General features: G+C 53.4%; 9 protein-coding genes. 6 read left to right on the top strand and 3 right to left on the bottom strand.

Annotation, left to right across the window (positions count from 1 at the left end; all coding sequences use genetic code 11):
* Positions 1 to 81: 81 nt before the first annotated feature.
* Genes CCALI_RS03250 through priA form a run of 3 tightly spaced genes read left to right on the top strand, consistent with a single transcriptional unit; the run spans position 82 to position 6,291 of the window.
* Entirely contained in the window at positions 82 to 3,120 is a 3,039-nt protein-coding gene (locus CCALI_RS03250) for a [protein-PII] uridylyltransferase family protein (protein WP_172636621.1), read from the top strand.
* Positions 3,110 to 3,784: a glycerol-3-phosphate 1-O-acyltransferase PlsY gene (gene plsY / locus CCALI_RS03255; protein ID WP_016482045.1), complete on the top strand. Its 675-nt coding sequence runs from the start codon at positions 3,110 to 3,112 to the stop codon at positions 3,782 to 3,784. The genes CCALI_RS03250 and plsY overlap by 11 nt, the downstream gene beginning before the upstream one ends.
* Positions 3,781 to 6,291 (top strand): primosomal protein N', encoded by a 2,511-nt coding sequence (gene priA, locus CCALI_RS03260; RefSeq protein WP_016482046.1) that lies wholly within the window; start codon positions 3,781 to 3,783, stop codon positions 6,289 to 6,291. The genes plsY and priA overlap by 4 nt, the downstream gene beginning before the upstream one ends.
* Before the next feature lie 4 nt (positions 6,292 to 6,295).
* Here the strand turns inward: priA and CCALI_RS03265 are convergent, their stop codons facing one another.
* Together CCALI_RS03265 and CCALI_RS03270 are read right to left on the bottom strand one after the other, a co-directional pair.
* On the bottom strand, positions 6,296 to 7,810 hold the full coding sequence (locus CCALI_RS03265) for a clostripain-related cysteine peptidase (RefSeq protein ID WP_016482047.1): 1,515 nt from the start codon (positions 7,808 to 7,810) through the stop codon (positions 6,296 to 6,298).
* Between the two features lie 110 nt (positions 7,811 to 7,920).
* The gene (locus CCALI_RS03270) at positions 7,921 to 8,781 is read right to left on the bottom strand and encodes a phytanoyl-CoA dioxygenase family protein (protein ID WP_016482048.1); all 861 of its coding nucleotides are present in this window, start codon (positions 8,779 to 8,781) and stop codon (positions 7,921 to 7,923) included.
* Positions 8,782 to 9,029: 248 nt separating this feature from the next.
* Between CCALI_RS03270 and CCALI_RS14790 the strand changes: the two genes are divergently transcribed.
* Genes CCALI_RS14790 through CCALI_RS03285 form a run of 3 tightly spaced genes read left to right on the top strand, consistent with a single transcriptional unit; the run spans position 9,030 to position 13,934 of the window.
* Entirely contained in the window at positions 9,030 to 11,228 is a 2,199-nt protein-coding gene (locus tag CCALI_RS14790) for an ATP-binding protein (RefSeq protein WP_016482049.1), read from the top strand.
* A 27-nt stretch (positions 11,229 to 11,255) separates the two neighbouring features.
* Complete coding sequence (locus tag CCALI_RS03280) at positions 11,256 to 13,565, top strand: right-handed parallel beta-helix repeat-containing protein (RefSeq protein WP_016482050.1); 2,310 nt, start codon at positions 11,256 to 11,258, stop codon at positions 13,563 to 13,565.
* A 9-nt stretch (positions 13,566 to 13,574) separates the two neighbouring features.
* Positions 13,575 to 13,934 carry a 2Fe-2S iron-sulfur cluster-binding protein gene (locus tag CCALI_RS03285; protein ID WP_016482051.1) on the top strand — a complete coding sequence of 120 codons (360 nt, stop codon included), beginning with the start codon at positions 13,575 to 13,577 and terminating at the stop codon, positions 13,932 to 13,934.
* 5 nt (positions 13,935 to 13,939) lie between these two features.
* Here CCALI_RS03285 and mnmG read toward each other — a convergent pair whose 3' ends face one another.
* The gene (gene mnmG / locus CCALI_RS03290) at positions 13,940 to 15,871 is read right to left on the bottom strand and encodes a tRNA uridine-5-carboxymethylaminomethyl(34) synthesis enzyme MnmG (RefSeq protein ID WP_016482052.1); all 1,932 of its coding nucleotides are present in this window, start codon (positions 15,869 to 15,871) and stop codon (positions 13,940 to 13,942) included.
* Positions 15,872 to 15,902: the final 31 nt, after the last annotated feature.

Here is a 15,902-nt window from a genome sequence, read left to right on the forward strand (position 1 = left end):
CGGCCATCGAGCCTGCTTTTGAGACTATGACTATCTATGATTCGACAGCATATTCATGTTTTGAGTAGAATCGCAGTTGCTATGGAACCCGTAGACACGCCGATGGCCGCACTACAATCGCTCGGCATCGAAGACCCACACCAAGCTTTCCAGCGCCTTACCCAGCTTGCCGGTCGGGGCGTCACCGATGACGATCTGGAGCGCCTCTACCCAATTCTGTTTAGAGCGCTTCATGAAAGCCCCGACCCAAATCGCTCTCTCCTCGCCTTTTGTCGCTGGTTTGAGGCCACTGGTAATCCCATCGCCTATCTGAATCTGCTCTCTGCTCATCCCGTTGCCCTCGAAATCTTCTGCATCGTTACCGGCAGTAGTCAGGTCTTTGCCGATCTACTCGTACGTCAGCCAGAATGCTTTGAACTTATTGCCGACCCAGGTCAGCGTGGCGAAAGGCGTCCGGTCGCGACACTTACACGCGAGATTCGTAACCTTGTAGAGGCCTGCCGCTACCCTGAACTGAAACGAGAGGCCCTGCGACGATGGAAAGCACGCGAGATGCTTCGCATCGGCGTGCGCGATCTCGCGGGCATTGCCAGCCTAGCGGAGACCGCCCGCGCCTTCTCCGACCTAGCTGACGCTTGCCTGCAAGCGGCCCTCGACATCGCTTACACCACCTTACCAAAGCTGGCGCAGCCTCCTCCCTCCTTTGCGATCATCGCTATGGGCAAATTGGGTGGCCGCGAACTGAACTACAGCAGTGACATAGACTTGATGTTTGTTCATGCCGACGATCTGCCTGAAACCCTTCTTCTCGAGGATGGGACCTCTATCAATGCACTTGCTTGGCTCAACCGCCTTGCCGAAACCCTTATCAAAATCCTAGCCGAAGAGGGCGCCCACGGTCATGTGTTTCGTGTGGACATGCGCCTTCGCCCAGAAGGCCGTTTTGGCCCCCTTGTTCGCTCACTCTCAGCCTATCGCTTCTACTATGAAAACTGGGCGGAGCCTTGGGAGCTACAGGCGCTGATCAAAGCCCGCTTTGTTGCCGGCAACCGGGCTCTTGGCGAAGAGTTCCATCGCCTGATCACTCCCTTCGTCTATAATCCCTTCCCGCCTCCAGAGCTTATCGCCTCTATCGTCGAAAACAAGCGCCGTATCGAACGCAAATGCGCTCTTGAAAGACAAACCGAAAGCAATATCAAAGTAGGCTACGGTGGCATTCGCGATATTGAGTTCATTGTTCAACGCCTTCAGCTTCTTCACGGCGGCAAACTACCCTCTCTACGCACGTCAAATACCCTTCAAGCGCTTCAACGCCTCCATCAAGCCGGTGTTTTGTCCAAAGAAACTCATCGCGATCTGGCCGAGGACTACGTCTTTTTAAGAACTTTGGAGCATCGTCTTCAACTGCTTCACGGCCACCAAACCCAAACACTCCCTCCCCCGCACTCACCCGAACGTCTGCGCCTAGCGCGTCGAATGGGTTTTGACTCGTCGGACGCTTTTGAAACGGAGCTGGCCCAACGACGTAGCCGCGTGCATACCTATCTTCAGAATCTGTTCTATGGAGAAATGCCGCTCTCAAGTCCTCCAGCCACTGCGGGGTCCGATCTTGCCATCCTCCTTGACACCATAGACAGCCCGGCCTCTCACGACCAGCTCATTCAACTTCTCCAAGGGCATGGCTTCCACCATCCGGAAAAGCTTATCCCTCTGCTGCAGATGCCGATGCGAGGAAATGAATATGGGGGTATGCCCCCCGATACCCCCATCGAGTTCAAGAATATCGCAGCGCGTCTTCTCGAAATGGCCGCTCGAGCTCCTAATCCCGATGCCGCACTCTTTGGCTTCGAGGCTCTCGCCATCGCTGTGCCCAACCGCGCTCAGCTCTATGCCGCCTGCGATGACAGCCCACAGATGTTGGATAAACTGTTGCGACTTGCCGGAGGCTCTCCCCCGTTGTTTCAGCGCCTAGTCAGGCATCAAGAATGGCTAGAAAGTCTCATTAACCCTGAAGAGGAATCGCGTGACTGGTGGGCACCTCTGCTAAAACTACAAGGCTACAGCGCTCAAATAGAGGCATTAGCCACCAATCTCGAAAGACAATGGCTTGAGATCGGCGCACGAGATATTTGGGGCGAGGTGGATGTGCTCGAAGTGCAACACCGCTTAACGCAACTCGCTGAACAGACGATCCAGATACTATTGGAACTCTGCGCCCAAGAACTTCTAACCCGCAATAGTGCCGATACACGGCAAGTGCTTGCCCCATTAGCTGTATTTGGCCTGGGGAAGTTGGGCGGGCAAGAGCTAGGGTACGCCAGCGATTGGGATGTCATTTTCCTCTATGACGAATCTTTCCTCCACGATACGGCTCGGTCGCAGACCCTACAGCAAGCCATCGAGCTCTTTGAAGAGGCTATAGCCCATCTCACGACACATAATTTGCCGATCGCACTCGATTTGCGACTTCGTCCTTGGGGAAAAGATGGGACGCTGGTCACAAGCCCGAAAGCTCTGTATCACTATCACAAAACGAGCGGTGAAATTTGGGAGAAGCAGGCGCTCCTAAAAGCGCGTTTCGTCGCTGGTAACGCCAAACAGGGGGCCTACGCGACCCAAGTTCTGCAGGCGATCAGTTACCCTAACCCCTTCCCCAAAAACTACACCGACGCCATGCGCACCATGAAGCATCGTATCGAAACAGAGCGTCTTGAACCACATCTTCGTACCAGTGACCTAAAGCTCGGTCACGGCGGCCTACTCGACATCGAATGGCTTGCCCAATGGCTCCAAATGCAGTATGGACGCCGCAATCCCAGCCTACGATGCCCGAATACCGTGCAAACACTCGGCCATCTCGCCGACGCGCATCTCCTCGATAACGCCGAAGCCGATGTGCTCATCGCCACCTATCTGCAGCTCGCACGTGCACGAAATGCCCTCTGGCTCTATACCGGCCGATCGCAAGATCGGCTTCCAGAAGATAAAATATCTGTATGTGCACTGGCTCGACTTCTTGGCTATGTGGACGATCAAGAAGGTTCACAAGCCCTAAACGATATCCGTAGTGCGATGAAGGAAGCCCGTCGCATTTTCGAAAGCCGATTCTATGCCGACTAGCCTTTTGCCGATACTTCTACTGGTTGGTAGCTACCTAATGGGTTCCATCCCCTTTGGCTACATCGTTGTTCGCCTGCTGAAAGGTGTGGATATCCGCACCCTTGGCAGCGGCAACATTGGCATGACGAACGTATGGCGCATCTGCGGTAAGGGGCCTGGCCTTGCCGTATTTCTACTCGACGTCCTTAAAGGCGCAATTCCACCGCTACTGGCCTCTCAATGGCATCTTTCTTCACTCTATCAGGTGCTCGCAGGGCTGTTTGCTATTATTGGGCATAACTACTGCGTCTGGCTTGGCTTTCGAGGAGGCAAGGGCATCGCGACAAGCGCCGGTGCTCTCATCGGCATCGCCCCCAAAGTGATCCTTCCAGAATTCGCTGTCTTTTTTGCCGTCCTGCTGGCTTTTCGCTATGTCTCTTTAGCCTCCATTAGTATCGCTATCGCACTGCCGATCTGGACTGCCCTCTTCTACCCTCACGACTCGCCACGCCTCTTTTTCAGCTTGGCCGCCGGCCTGCTCGCTCTTTATCGCCATAAACCGAATATGCAACGGCTACGCGCTGGCACAGAGCCGCGTGTTCCCCTACGAATTCCCAAACGATCCGCTGCAACCGCGTCTAGCGTAGACGATGCGACCTCATCCGATCCCTCCCAAAGCCCATGATCCAGCCCGATGCTCATAGCCAGACCGGCAGTCTTTGGGAAGAATACGCCGTCTACGATATTGCCGAAGTTGTCGTGGATGTGGAGGCGCCAGACCTGGCACCCACCTATAGCTATCTCATTCCCGAATCTCTGCGGAATCAACTGAAGGTCGGTCACTGCGTACACGTTTCGTTTGCCGGCAGGGAGGTACTGGGCTACGTTCTAGAACGTAAAACGTTGCCCCAAGACGATCCTCTTTGCGCGAAACTGAAGCCGATTCTCGGCATTGTGCCCGAAGCCATCTCCATAACCGCTGAACAGATCGCGCTGGCGCGTTGGATGGAAGAGCACTACGTCTGTAGCCTTCAGGACGCCCTGCGCTGTGTGGCACCCAATGCGCTAGGGGCTCGGCTTACGATCAAGGTTCGCCTTCGCGACCCTAATCTGCGCGGTAGAGACCTCGGCAAAGCGGTAAAACAAGCCCATCTCATCGAGACCCTCTACTCCCTTGGCGGAGAGGCCGAACTTGAAGAGCTACGCAAAGCGGCGGCTCTCGACGACTTTCGCACGGTCTACAAAACTCTTCTGTCGAAGCAGCTCCTCCTAGAGAAGCGCGAGATCGTGCGAAGTGGCACCGCACTCCAAAAAATTAAACTCTACTCCCTTGGCCCAGCTGCTGAGGTCATTGGGCTGGCAGGCTTAGGGCGCAGAAGTCCTCAACAACAGCAGATTCTGCATGTTTTGCAGGAGAACACGCGTGCTGGTCAAGCAGAGATGACGGCGGCAGAGATCATCGAAGGCAGCGGCGCTTCCTACGCCTCTCTGCGCGCCTTAGTAAAACAAGGCATTCTCTCGGTACGTGAAACTACTCGTTATCGCCTACCCTATAAGGCCACTTCGAGGCGCACCGCTCCCCCTTCCCTTACTCAATCCCAACAACAGGCAACACAACGAATACGTTCCTTCCTACAATCTCGCTCCCCAAAAACGCTTCTGCTTTTCGGTGTTACCGCCAGCGGCAAGACCGAGGTCTACCTAGATGCTATCTCCTATACCCTTTCCCAAGGGCTTAACGCCCTTGTTCTCCTGCCAGAGATCGCCCTCACCACCCAGGTGGCCGACACGTTCATCGGTCGCTTCGGCGAGCAGGTCGCCCTCCTACATTCGAGGCTGTCGGAAGGCGAACGCTACGATGAATGGCGCCGTGTGCAAAGCGGTGAAGCGCACATCGTCATTGGTGCTCGGTCTGCCATCTTTGCTCCCCTTCAGAACATCGGGCTTATCATTATGGATGAAGAGCACGAACCATCCTATAAACAGGAGAAAGTACCGCGCTATAGTACGCGTGCGCTGGCCGAGGAGCGCGCACAATACAACAATGCCGTGTTGCTGTTGGGTAGTGCCACACCAGCACTAGAAAGTTTCTACGCTTCGGAGTGCGGCACAATAGAGCGTATCGAAATGCTAGAGCGAGTAGATAACCGCCCCTTGCCTCACGTCCACATCGTTGATATGCGTCAGGAGTTTCAGAAGAAGCCGACACTCTTCGCTCAACCTCTTGTTGAGGCCATTGCCGACCGACTATCCAGGCGCGAGCAGGTCATCCTTTTTTTAAATCGGCGCGGCTACTCCCAGTTCGTTCTCTGTAGAGATTGCGGCTGGACGGCACGTTGTCCGAACTGTGCTATCTCTTTAGCTTTCCATCTAGCCGACCGCTCTCTTAAATGCCACCATTGTAACTATCTGTCGTCGGCTCCTCTGCTCTGCCCCCAATGCGGTGGCAATCGGGTAAAAGGTTTTGGGCTGGGAACTGAACGTGTGGAAGAGGAGGCCTTGCTCCGTTTTCCGCAGGCTCGCATAGCGCGGCTCGACCGCGATACTACTACGCGGAAAGAGGCGCATGCGCGCATCGTGCGCGATTTTCGACAGGGAGAGGCCGATATTCTCATCGGTACTCAAATGGTCGCGAAAGGCCTCGATTTTCCGAAAGTTACCTTAGTTGGGGTCATTAACGCGGACACCGCCATCAATATGCCAGACTTCCGTGCAGCGGAACGTACCTTTCAACTGTTGACCCAAGTGGCGGGCAGAGCCGGTCGCGGGGATATCGCTGGCGAGGTCATCATCCAAACCTTCTGTCCGGAACACTATGCCATTCAAGCGGCGAGCCGGCACGACTACATTGCCTTTTACCGCCAGGAGCTGATCTATCGCAAGGAGCTTTGTTACCCGCCTTTTAGCCGCCTCGCCAACCTGATCTGCGCTTCCACAAATGAAGAGGTGGCTGCATCCGGAGCGGAACGATTGGCAGCTGTGCTTGCTCGTCTTCGTCCTGCCTCCGTGGAGATCATTGGACCGGCACCAGCCTCTATCCCCAAACTCAAGACGCAATTTCGCCATCATGTAGTCCTCCGCACTTCCGTCGAGTTCCCGCTGCATCTCCTCATTCGTCAAGCGCTCGACTCACTGCCCTCTTCCCTGCGCCCTCTCATCATGGTTGATATAGACCCCATCAGCATGGCATAACTTCTCACTTCACCTGCGCCAACAAAAAGCGTGGCCAATGCGGGGCCGCACGGGTGATGGCGAGATTGTAGTAGGAGTTGATAAAACCACTTGGTGCTGGCACATAGACCGCCAGCCCATGAGAACCATCTTGCCCTGCTGGACCGTGCATCGATTCAAGAATAGCTCCGTCTGGCCCGGTAAGTGCATTCTCCATAGCAATGGCCGCTTGCTGCATGTCCGTATCGGATGTCCCCGTTCTTACCAGCTCCGCATAGTCCCACAAGTCCTTATTGTCTCGATAGCTCGTCGTGTAGTGTTGTGCTCCGCCAAGCTGACGGTTTTGGAAATTAGGGTCCTGACGAAGCCGATAAAACAGATTCTGCTGGTCGTTCACATGAATGCTGAGCACAGCTCCAAAATTGTCGAGCGCACTGGCCGTACTATCCATTCGACTTAGGTCTATCATGGACTGCGTAAGCTCAGAGGCATACCCTCCTGTATTGTTTACATAGAGTGGATCATTGATAAACTCATGGATGATCGCGTTTCCTAAATCGCAGTCGGTAAATGTGCCTCCGCTTGCTTTCAGATCGCCAAGCCATTTGTCATACGGATAGCCAGGCGCCGGCGGACTCTCTTCTGAACCGACCATGATTCGAGCAGAATGCCGAACTTCATAGGCCACCTCGATCATCTGTTCAAGAGAGCAGTCAAGAATAAGCATATCTATCGGCTGTGCCGCTGCCGCCAAGGCCTGAGGCAACTCCCATGTCTCAATCTCATCGGTATATTCGTCATCCTCTGCAACAGCCCTCGTCCCGACATTGGGCGGCGCGACCTTGCTCTCAGCCGAGCGGTAGACATTTAACCACCCGGAACCGTGATCCCATATCACCAATGCCACATTATCAGCAGGAAAGGTCTGAGTTCCCCACCGCACAAAGTCCGCTAACGCCTGATAACTTCCCATATCTTCAGTGCCATTGGGACGGCCATTGGGGTCGGGCAAGGTGTCCTTGAAACCGGTAGTATTGACAGGAGTGTTTCCGGGCGGGTCCGGCAACCGATCGCTGTTCAACGGGCGCGTATCGCCATTGCTTATCGCATTGATATCGGCCTGACTGTGCTGATGAATAAGGTACCTTCGAACTCCATAAAAGGAGGGGTTACAGTCTGGGCAGTTATTGGTTTTGCTAGCCGGTATCTGCTTCCACTGCAGCACAATGTTAATGTTGCTATCGGAGCCCACTGAGGCCATCTGCGCTACATTTTCCAAGCTGTAGGGCTGCAGATTGTTAGCAGCCTGCATGTAGATGAGGATCGTCCAACGCGCTCGTCCATTCTGATGTGGGTTGGCACTGCAAGCTGCACGGCCTGTGTAGGGGCCAGGAGTCGGTGGAGGTAAGTTTGAACCTCCTGCACTGCCCCCTACACCGCTTGTTCCCCCTCCACAGCCCGACAGAGATGCCGCAATAACACCAAATATACCAATGCAAACGCCTACTCTTTGCCATCCGTACTGCAGCCTACTGACCATCTCAAATACCTGTTAAAATCTTTATGTTTGCTTTAGTATTCCACACCTCCTTTCCCCAATGCAAGGGCATGTTGTTACAAACAGCTGTCCCGGTATATGCCCAGCTATACCTACATATATCCGGCAACACCAAGCAGCTCCCGGATCTCCTCGTCGGTAGAGGGATCGGCAAGAAGTTGCGCAGTCAGCCCGTTGGCGGGTTTAACTCCGTAGATGCTCGGCTTCTGCCAGGTTGGCCCATAGCTCCATAGCAGCAGACGCCGCATAGAGCAGCCTGGTTGAGTGGGCATGGCGCGATGCCATAAGGAACCATGCATGATCACCGCACTGCCAGCTGGTACTTTCAAAACCACTTGGCCGGGTTTGTCATCAAAAACGTCCTTGTCGAGATCGCGCTCCAACCAATGATGCGAACCCGGCACGACGCACAAAGGCCCACTTCTCTCATCTATATCGTCTAGATAGAGCAGCACCTCGATCGTTTCAGGGCGAGCAAAGAATGGCGGAATGGGGTCGGGAACCACTCGCTGGTGGAAATGCCACTCGGTCTCCTTGTTTGGATCATCCGGGAAACAGACGCGACCGGTTAGACCGCGCCACTGCACCGAAGGGCCCAGCAGTGCCCTAGCAACTGATAGCGTCGGTTGAAAGGTTAGCAACTCCAAAAACGTCGGGTGCTTATCCAAAAGATGGCGGATGAATATCCCTCCAAAAGCGCGCCCGCCCCCTGTTTCTAAATTCGTATCCGCCGCAATCGCCTCATCCAACGCACAACGGAGCCGTTCCACCTGATCCATCGGGATCAAGCGCTCCCGAACTAGATAACCGTCCTTCACAAACGTGGCGATCTCCTCGGGAGTAGCTAGCACCTCGACCTCTCGAATCGGGTATCCACGATGCGCATCGCGCACTTTGTAGGTAATACGGTACCTTCCTGGAATAGCCTCTGGGTTGAACCGTATTGTCTTCATCGTCCAAGTTCTCCTTTCACGTGATTAAGCCTAGACATGATACGAAATACTACCCGAATATGTAGCCTTGCCACTATAGGGCCATTCCCTTCAACAGATAGACTTGCTTTAGCCCTAACTCTCTCTAGGGAACTTATCCAGAGGTTTGCACTTATTCCATAAAAAGACGCTACAAGACAATTGAGGTATGTAGGATTCGTTATCCCCTTTCTTGAATATAAGTAGAAAAACAATGGAAAGGTAGCTATATGCCGTACACACTACCTGATACCAACATTTTTCGACGCCGTTTTTTCTCCTCTCTCGCCATCCCTCTTGGCGCCGAGGCCATTCTCATTGGCGTGCTCTTCTGGAACGTACTTGCCCTTAGAAATGCTATCTTTTGGGTAAATCATACCTATCAGGTCGTCTCCAATGCCGAAAACCTTCAACGCAACTTTAATGAGGCCGAATCGGCCTATCTCCACTTTCTCATCTTCCATTCTCCCACCTCCCTTACCACATATCAAGCCGTCACGGTTTCGCTCTCTCGTTCTATCTCGTCGCTACAAAGAGAGATTGCCGATAACCCTATCCAAGTCCGCCGGCTCAACACCGTCAAAACTTTATTAGCCGATTGGCGTTATGCTACCCAAAAAAACATTGCTGCTCCCACACGAAGTTCCGTTCTCAAAGCCGTCGCGCTACATGCATTTCGTGCTCACCAAAACCTAGACGTCCTTCTAGGTGCCTTTATTGGGGAAGAGAAGAGATTGCTAACGCAGCGGCTTCGTACGTACAGTGATAATCTCATCCTCATGTTTGCTATTATAGGCCTGCTCTCGCTTACCAGTATTACCCTCGTCTTTTGGGGGTTCAATAATTTAAGAACACTTTCGAGCAACTACGAGCGCTCCTTAACACTAGGCCGTTCCCAGTTCGACCAGCTCCAAAAAGAGAAAGAGTTCCGCGACAAAGTCCTCGAAAACAGTGTGATTTCTATCGTGGTCATAGCTAGAGAAGGGCGCTTTTCCTATGTCAACCAGAAGGCCGCTCAACTCCTCGGCTACACTCCTGAAGAGCTTATCGGCCAATCGTTTCTTATGGCGGTTCCTCCCGACGAGGCAGAAAGACTGCAAGCGATGTTCGACCGCACTTTACACGAGAAAAGCTCTGTAACCGATGTTGAGGTCCGCGCTCTCCGCAAAGATGGCTCTATTCGGAATGTAGTGTTTGGCTGGGTGCCCCTGCTCTCAGAAAACGAGGTTATCGGCCTAGTCGCCTGCGGCATGGATATCACCGAGAAAAAACGCCTCGAACAGGAGCTATTGGCCGCTCAAAAACTGGAGAGTCTCGGCCGGCTTGCCGGAGGTATCGCACATGACTTCAATAACGTTCTCACCGCCATCTTTGGCTACATGGAGCTCGCTTCCGAAGAGCTTCCCCCCAATCACCCGGTTCAAGTGCGACTTCGCGACACAGAGCGCGCTGCTGAGAGTGCCGCAACGCTTACTCAGCAGCTGTTGGCCTTCGCGCGTCGTCAGATCATACAACCCCGCCTCATCCGTCTTGATGAACTCGTCCAAAACATTCAGCCTATGCTCCAAAGGCTTATCGGGGAAAATATCGAGTTGCGCGTCAAAGTGGAACAGGTTCATCTGGTCAAGGTAGACCCTGGTCAAATGGAGCAGATACTTGTGAACCTGGCGGTCAATGCACGCGATGCAATGCCTGAAGGTGGCGTGCTCACGATCGGCGTGGAAGACGTCTTTATTGATGAAACCTATGCCCAGCGCCATGAGGAGGTACGCCCCGGCAATTATGTTATGCTTACGGTGAGCGATACTGGGGTAGGAATGGACCAAAGTATTCACCAACACATCTTTGAACCCTTTTTTACCACGAAACCGCAAGGCCGCGGCACCGGTCTTGGCCTTGCAACATGCTATGGCATCGTAAAGCAAGCTGGAGGCCATATCTGGCTCTACAGTGAGCCGGGACATGGTACAACTTTTAAAATATTCCTTCCCCACGCCGAAGGCGCCCCAGAAGAGCTTCAACCGCATGAATCTACCCTACCCCCGGTGCCTAAGGGCACAGAAACTATCCTCCTCGCCGAAGACGAACCGAGCGTGCGTGAAGTTGCCGCTTCCGCGCTTCGGGCGCAAGGCTATACGGTGCTGGAAGCAGGCTCTGGAGACGAGGCCATCCGGCTTGCCGAGCGTCATCCCGACCCCATTCATCTTCTTATCACCGACGCCATTATGCCCAGCATGAGCGGACGCGATCTCGCCGAACACCTCCGGCAAACTCGCAAGGTCGAGAAGGTCCTCTATATCTCAGGCTACACGGAAAACGCCATCGTCCATCAGGGTGTGCTCGAACAAGGTATTTTCTTTCTACCTAAACCTTTTACACCGAGTGGTCTTCTACGAAAAGTTCGCGAGGTGCTTGATAGTCCTGCTTAAATCCTGTTCTACCCGAGAAGGTCGCATATGCCTAGCCGTTTTGTCTACCGGTATCCCAATACTCTGTTTACGGCTTATCAAGGGATGCTCTATACAACCCTCTTACTCTGCCCGTTCTCTTTGCAAGCACAGCAAGTTGTGCTAAAGCCAAATTCTGTCGTCTCAAAAGCCACCATTTTCCGCCCAGGCACTTACACCCTCGAAGACCGCGATCTCCCTATGCTGGTTGTCCGTGGTCAAAACTTTACCCTCGACCTACGTAACGTTCGCATCCGTGGCGCTTACCATAACCGCGGCATCGGCATCTATATCGTCCATTCGCATAACATCACGATCCGCCATGCCAACGTGGCAGGCTGTCTCTATGGCATTCTTATCGAAAACTGTCGGTCAATTCGTATACTAGATAGCGATCTATCTCATAACGGATGTCCGAAGGTCGGTACTATCATTGATGAAAGTGGAAACCAACCCCAAGACCAATGGGGAGCCGGAATTTTGGTGCGTAACAGCGCATATTGTTCCATCTCCAACAGCATAGCCCAATATGCATGGGATGGTATTGATCTGGTGCGTTCTCAAAACTGTATCCTTACCAACTGCGCTCTCTCCTACAACAACAATTGGGGAATACACCTATGGCAAGCCAGCCATAACATCATCCGCAATAACCGCGCTATCTGGTGTACAACAGGAGCAGGGCAGCTCTATCAAGCTCTCGGCGGATGGTCAACTCTCGATTCGGCCGGCATCTGTTTGGAACATGCCAGCAGCAATAACCTGGTAGAAGGAAATGACTTTCGCTTTGGCGGCGACGGCATTTTCGTTCGCGCAAATGAAGGCCCCCTCGTCCCAGGACATACCGTTCCGCCCCGTTTCAGCTCCGACAACAACTGTTTTCGCAACAATGACTGCTCCTTTAGTCCTAACAATGCCATCGAGGTAGACCTGGTGGCCAACACGATCATCGAGCAGAATAACTGCTCTAATTCAAACTATGGATTATGGCTCGGCTATTCCCGCAATACAAAAGTGCGGGGCAACGAGTGCATCAACGACACCACAAGGGCCGTTGAGATCGAAAATGGCCAAAACATTCTCTTAGAAGGCAACGTTTTCGGTTTCGACGTCCCAAAGCAAGATACGCCTCTGGTTTATCTGCGACAAAATGGCCGTGATTCTGTTCCCTCCGGACCTTATCATATAACGGGTAATCTCTTCTATGGAGCCAGAACCCCATTAAAACTTCTGAACACACAAGCAGACCTCTTCCATAACTTCTTTTGTCTCCCATCTCAATTCTCGGTGGTATCTCCTACGAGCTATATTGAAGCCGATCCGCTATCTCACTATCAAAATCGCGATCCCGTCGTCTATTCTGAGGACGATCGAGCTACTCTTCCTCCCCTACCGTATAAACTCCAGGTCGGCAAGCCACTCCTTCTTTCCAACCTTCACTTGCGCCTTCCCCTTGTCGTACCCGTTGTTGAACTGAACGGCATTCCCCTGTGGGTCAAAGCCTATCGCAAGGATCATTTAAAGCTGGAAATACCAACCGATTTTTGGGATCGGCCTCACGCTTCCTCAGCCGAGCTGCGTCTTTTTGATGGATATGGTTGGAGCCACATCGCGCGCATTGCCGTGGACTATCCTGCAAGCACTTCAGATATTCAAACGGTAATGCCAAACCCAATGCACCCAGGAGATATCGTTACGCTCGAAGGAAGACACCTTGGTCGTGGACGGCTACGTGTCAACGGCAAGATCGTTTGGCCGATAGCCCACACGGAATCGTCCATCCGATTCCAACTACCCTACACCATCTTGACATCCCGTGGGCTTAACCTCCTCCTAGAGCGCCAGGGGGAATATCTCACCCCTCCCTTGTCTCTTTTTGTGGAGGTTCTTCCTCAAAATGTTCCCCATCTGATTGAGGTCCGCTTCGAGCCAAAAACGCTTCATGTGGGCGAGCTGTTAAAAGTGACCTTCGTCCTTAAAAACAACTTACCGGTCGCTGCCCCTCTCATGCAAGCGCCCAAACCCGGTTTCGTCTACAACGAAAACCAATCATGGCAGCAGGCGGGCTACGAGGAAGAGGCAGGAACGCTCGAGCTCGCCGTTACCTCCGATCATCCTGGCGATCTTCCGCCAGGCCTGTGGCCCTATCGGTTTGGCTTCGGGCAAGCCACCTTGCCGGCACATCAAACCCTGGAAGTTAAGGGCTTCATTCGTGTACAGACTCCTGGCACACATCTTTACCGAGCAGGCCTCGTCGTAGCGGGAGAACGCTTTATAGACGACGGCGTCTTTCCAACCCAAATTACCGTTCTGCCTTAGAGCAAATTTATGAAAGCACAGGTGGAAATTATCGTTGAGAGGGAGGGTGTCAGCCTTGAAGAGGAGAAAGGTTCGGATGTCAACCGAATCCTAGCTGTAGAAGGCTATACGCTACTCGATGCGCTCTTAGACACTGGCATCGCCCTTCCGCACGAATGTGGGGGCAACTGTGCCTGCACTACTTGCCGAGTCTTCGTTGAAGCAGGCGCGGAACTGCTATCTCCTATGGAGGAGGCGGAACGCGATAGGTTGATTCTGGAAAATGTCTATCAACCTCGTATTCGGCTCGCATGCCAAGCCCTTATTCGAAGCCCCAACAACAGCCTTTCCTCCGATCTGCGTATCAAGCTGCTGATCCCGCCTAGTTAACTACTTTACCCGGATGATGCCAGAACGGCTTCAGTCTCACGACGGCGCCTCCGTAACTCCAAATGAATGTAGAGGGCTTGAATATCGCCCGGCCGCAACCCCGGTATTCTTCCAGCCTGACCTAGGGTGCGAGGCCTGACCCGCTCCAACTTCTCTCTGCCCTCATATGACAAGGCGCGCACAGCAGCGTAATCTATATCCTCCGGGATCTCGATGGCCTCTAGACGCTTGGCGCGCTCCACTTGCTGCTCTTGGCGAGAAATATACCCCTCGTACTTTACCTCTATCTCAAAAAACTCGGCAACATCGGACGGAAGAGGCTCAGGGTGAGCGAGATCGGGATAGAGCGCCCTTGCCAGTGCGTCCAACTGCGTATAGCGCAACTCTGGCCGACGTAGCAACTCATAGAAGCTCACTCGACTCTTCCCTACGGGAGCCGTTCCTAAAGCTTCTAACGCCTCCGACTGATGAGATAGTACATACAGGTTTTCAAACCGTTCGCGCTCTCTTGCCAGGCGGCTCTGTTTTTCAAGCAAACGCCGATATCGCTCCTCCGTCACAAGCCCAAGACGCCAACCCACCGGCGTCAGCCGCAAGTCAGCGTTATCATGACGAAGAGCCAAACGGTGCTCTGCACGAGCCGTCAGCATGCGATAGGGATCGGTTACCCCCTTCGTCACCAGATCATCTATCAAGACGCCGATATAGCTCTCTTGGCGAGCAAGCACGAGCGGCTGTCTACCCTGTACCCAGAGCGCTGCATTGATACCGGCCACCAATCCCTGCGCCGCAGCCTCTTCGTAGCCACTTGTGCCGTTGATCTGCCCAGCCAAGAAAAGCCCCTTAACGAGTTTCGTTTCCAGCGTTGGAAAAAGTTGATCGGGAAAAACCATGTCGTACTCAACGGCATAGCCCGGCCGAATCATCTCCACATGCTCTAGGCCTGGCAACGTTTTCAAGAACTGAAGTTGAACATCCGCGGGCAGGCTTGTAGACATGCCCTGAACATAGAGTGAGGGGCCTTCCCACGTCTCTTGCTCAAGAAAAACCGGATGAGCCTCCTTATCCGCAAAACGCACAACCTTATCCTCAATGCTTGGACAATAGCGCGGGCCTATGCCTTCGATCCTCCCTCCATACATGGCCGAGCGATGCAGGTTTTCTCGAATGATCGCATGGGTACGAGCGTTCGTATGTGTCTGCCAACAAGGCAAGAGAGGACGCTCAATAACAAGCCGATCGTTCAGGAAAGAAAATGGCGGGCAATCTTCAGAAGGATGTTCCTCTAAAGCTTCAAAGTCCACACTATCCTTATGAATTCGAGGGGTCGTCCCCGTTTTAAAACGCCCCATGCGAAAGCCTAACTGTCGTAACGCCAACGACAGGCCAACGCTTCGGTCCTCGCCAAAACGTCCTCCAACCGTCTGCTGTTCGCCACAATGCATGAGGCCATTTAGGAATGTACCCGTCGTCACGATCACGGCCTGCGCCTCGATCTCCCTCCCATCGCCTAATCGCGCTCCGACCACTTTCCGCATGGAGTCGGTACAATACTCCTCCACGATCAACTCTTCAACGGAGGCCTCCAGGAGCTCCAAATTCGGGGTTTGCTCTAGCACTTGGCGCATGGCACGCGGATAGAGGGTCTTATCTACATGAGCGCGCAACGTTCTTACTGCAGGCCCTTTACCGGTGCCCACAAAGCGAATATGCGTTAGCGTGCGGTCGGTATTTAGTCCCATCTCCCCACCAAGCGCATCTATCTCGCGTGCCAAATGCCCTTTGGCCGGTCCCCCAATGGAGCAGTTGCAAGGAAGATGGGCGATCTTTTCCAAATTCAGGGTGACAACAACTGTGCTACAACCAAGCCGAGCCGCGGCTAAAGCGGCCTCACAGCCCGCATGACCGGCTCCAACGACCAATATATCACATTTCATTCTTCGCTCTCCAATCAACTAGCCAATACGA

The organism is Chthonomonas calidirosea T49 (genome assembly GCF_000427095.1).
GTDB classification, from domain to species: domain Bacteria; phylum Armatimonadota; class Chthonomonadetes; order Chthonomonadales; family Chthonomonadaceae; genus Chthonomonas; species Chthonomonas calidirosea.

Excerpts from the sequence above, each read along its gene's own strand:
- CCALI_RS03250 (WP_172636621.1), top strand. The coding sequence starts at position 82 with ATGGAACCCGTAGACACGCCGATGGCCGCACTACAATCGCTCGGCATC.
- plsY (WP_016482045.1), top strand. The coding sequence starts at position 3,110 with ATGCCGACTAGCCTTTTGCCGATACTTCTACTGGTTGGTAGCTACCTA.
- priA (WP_016482046.1), top strand. The coding sequence starts at position 3,781 with ATGATCCAGCCCGATGCTCATAGCCAGACCGGCAGTCTTTGGGAAGAA.
- CCALI_RS03265 (WP_016482047.1), bottom strand. The coding sequence starts at position 7,810 with ATGGTCAGTAGGCTGCAGTACGGATGGCAAAGAGTAGGCGTTTGCATT.
- CCALI_RS03270 (WP_016482048.1), bottom strand. The coding sequence starts at position 8,781 with ATGAAGACAATACGGTTCAACCCAGAGGCTATTCCAGGAAGGTACCGT.
- CCALI_RS14790 (WP_016482049.1), top strand. The coding sequence starts at position 9,030 with ATGCCGTACACACTACCTGATACCAACATTTTTCGACGCCGTTTTTTC.
- CCALI_RS03280 (WP_016482050.1), top strand. The coding sequence starts at position 11,256 with ATGCCTAGCCGTTTTGTCTACCGGTATCCCAATACTCTGTTTACGGCT.
- CCALI_RS03285 (WP_016482051.1), top strand. The coding sequence starts at position 13,575 with ATGAAAGCACAGGTGGAAATTATCGTTGAGAGGGAGGGTGTCAGCCTT.
- mnmG (WP_016482052.1), bottom strand. The coding sequence starts at position 15,871 with ATGAAATGTGATATATTGGTCGTTGGAGCCGGTCATGCGGGCTGTGAG.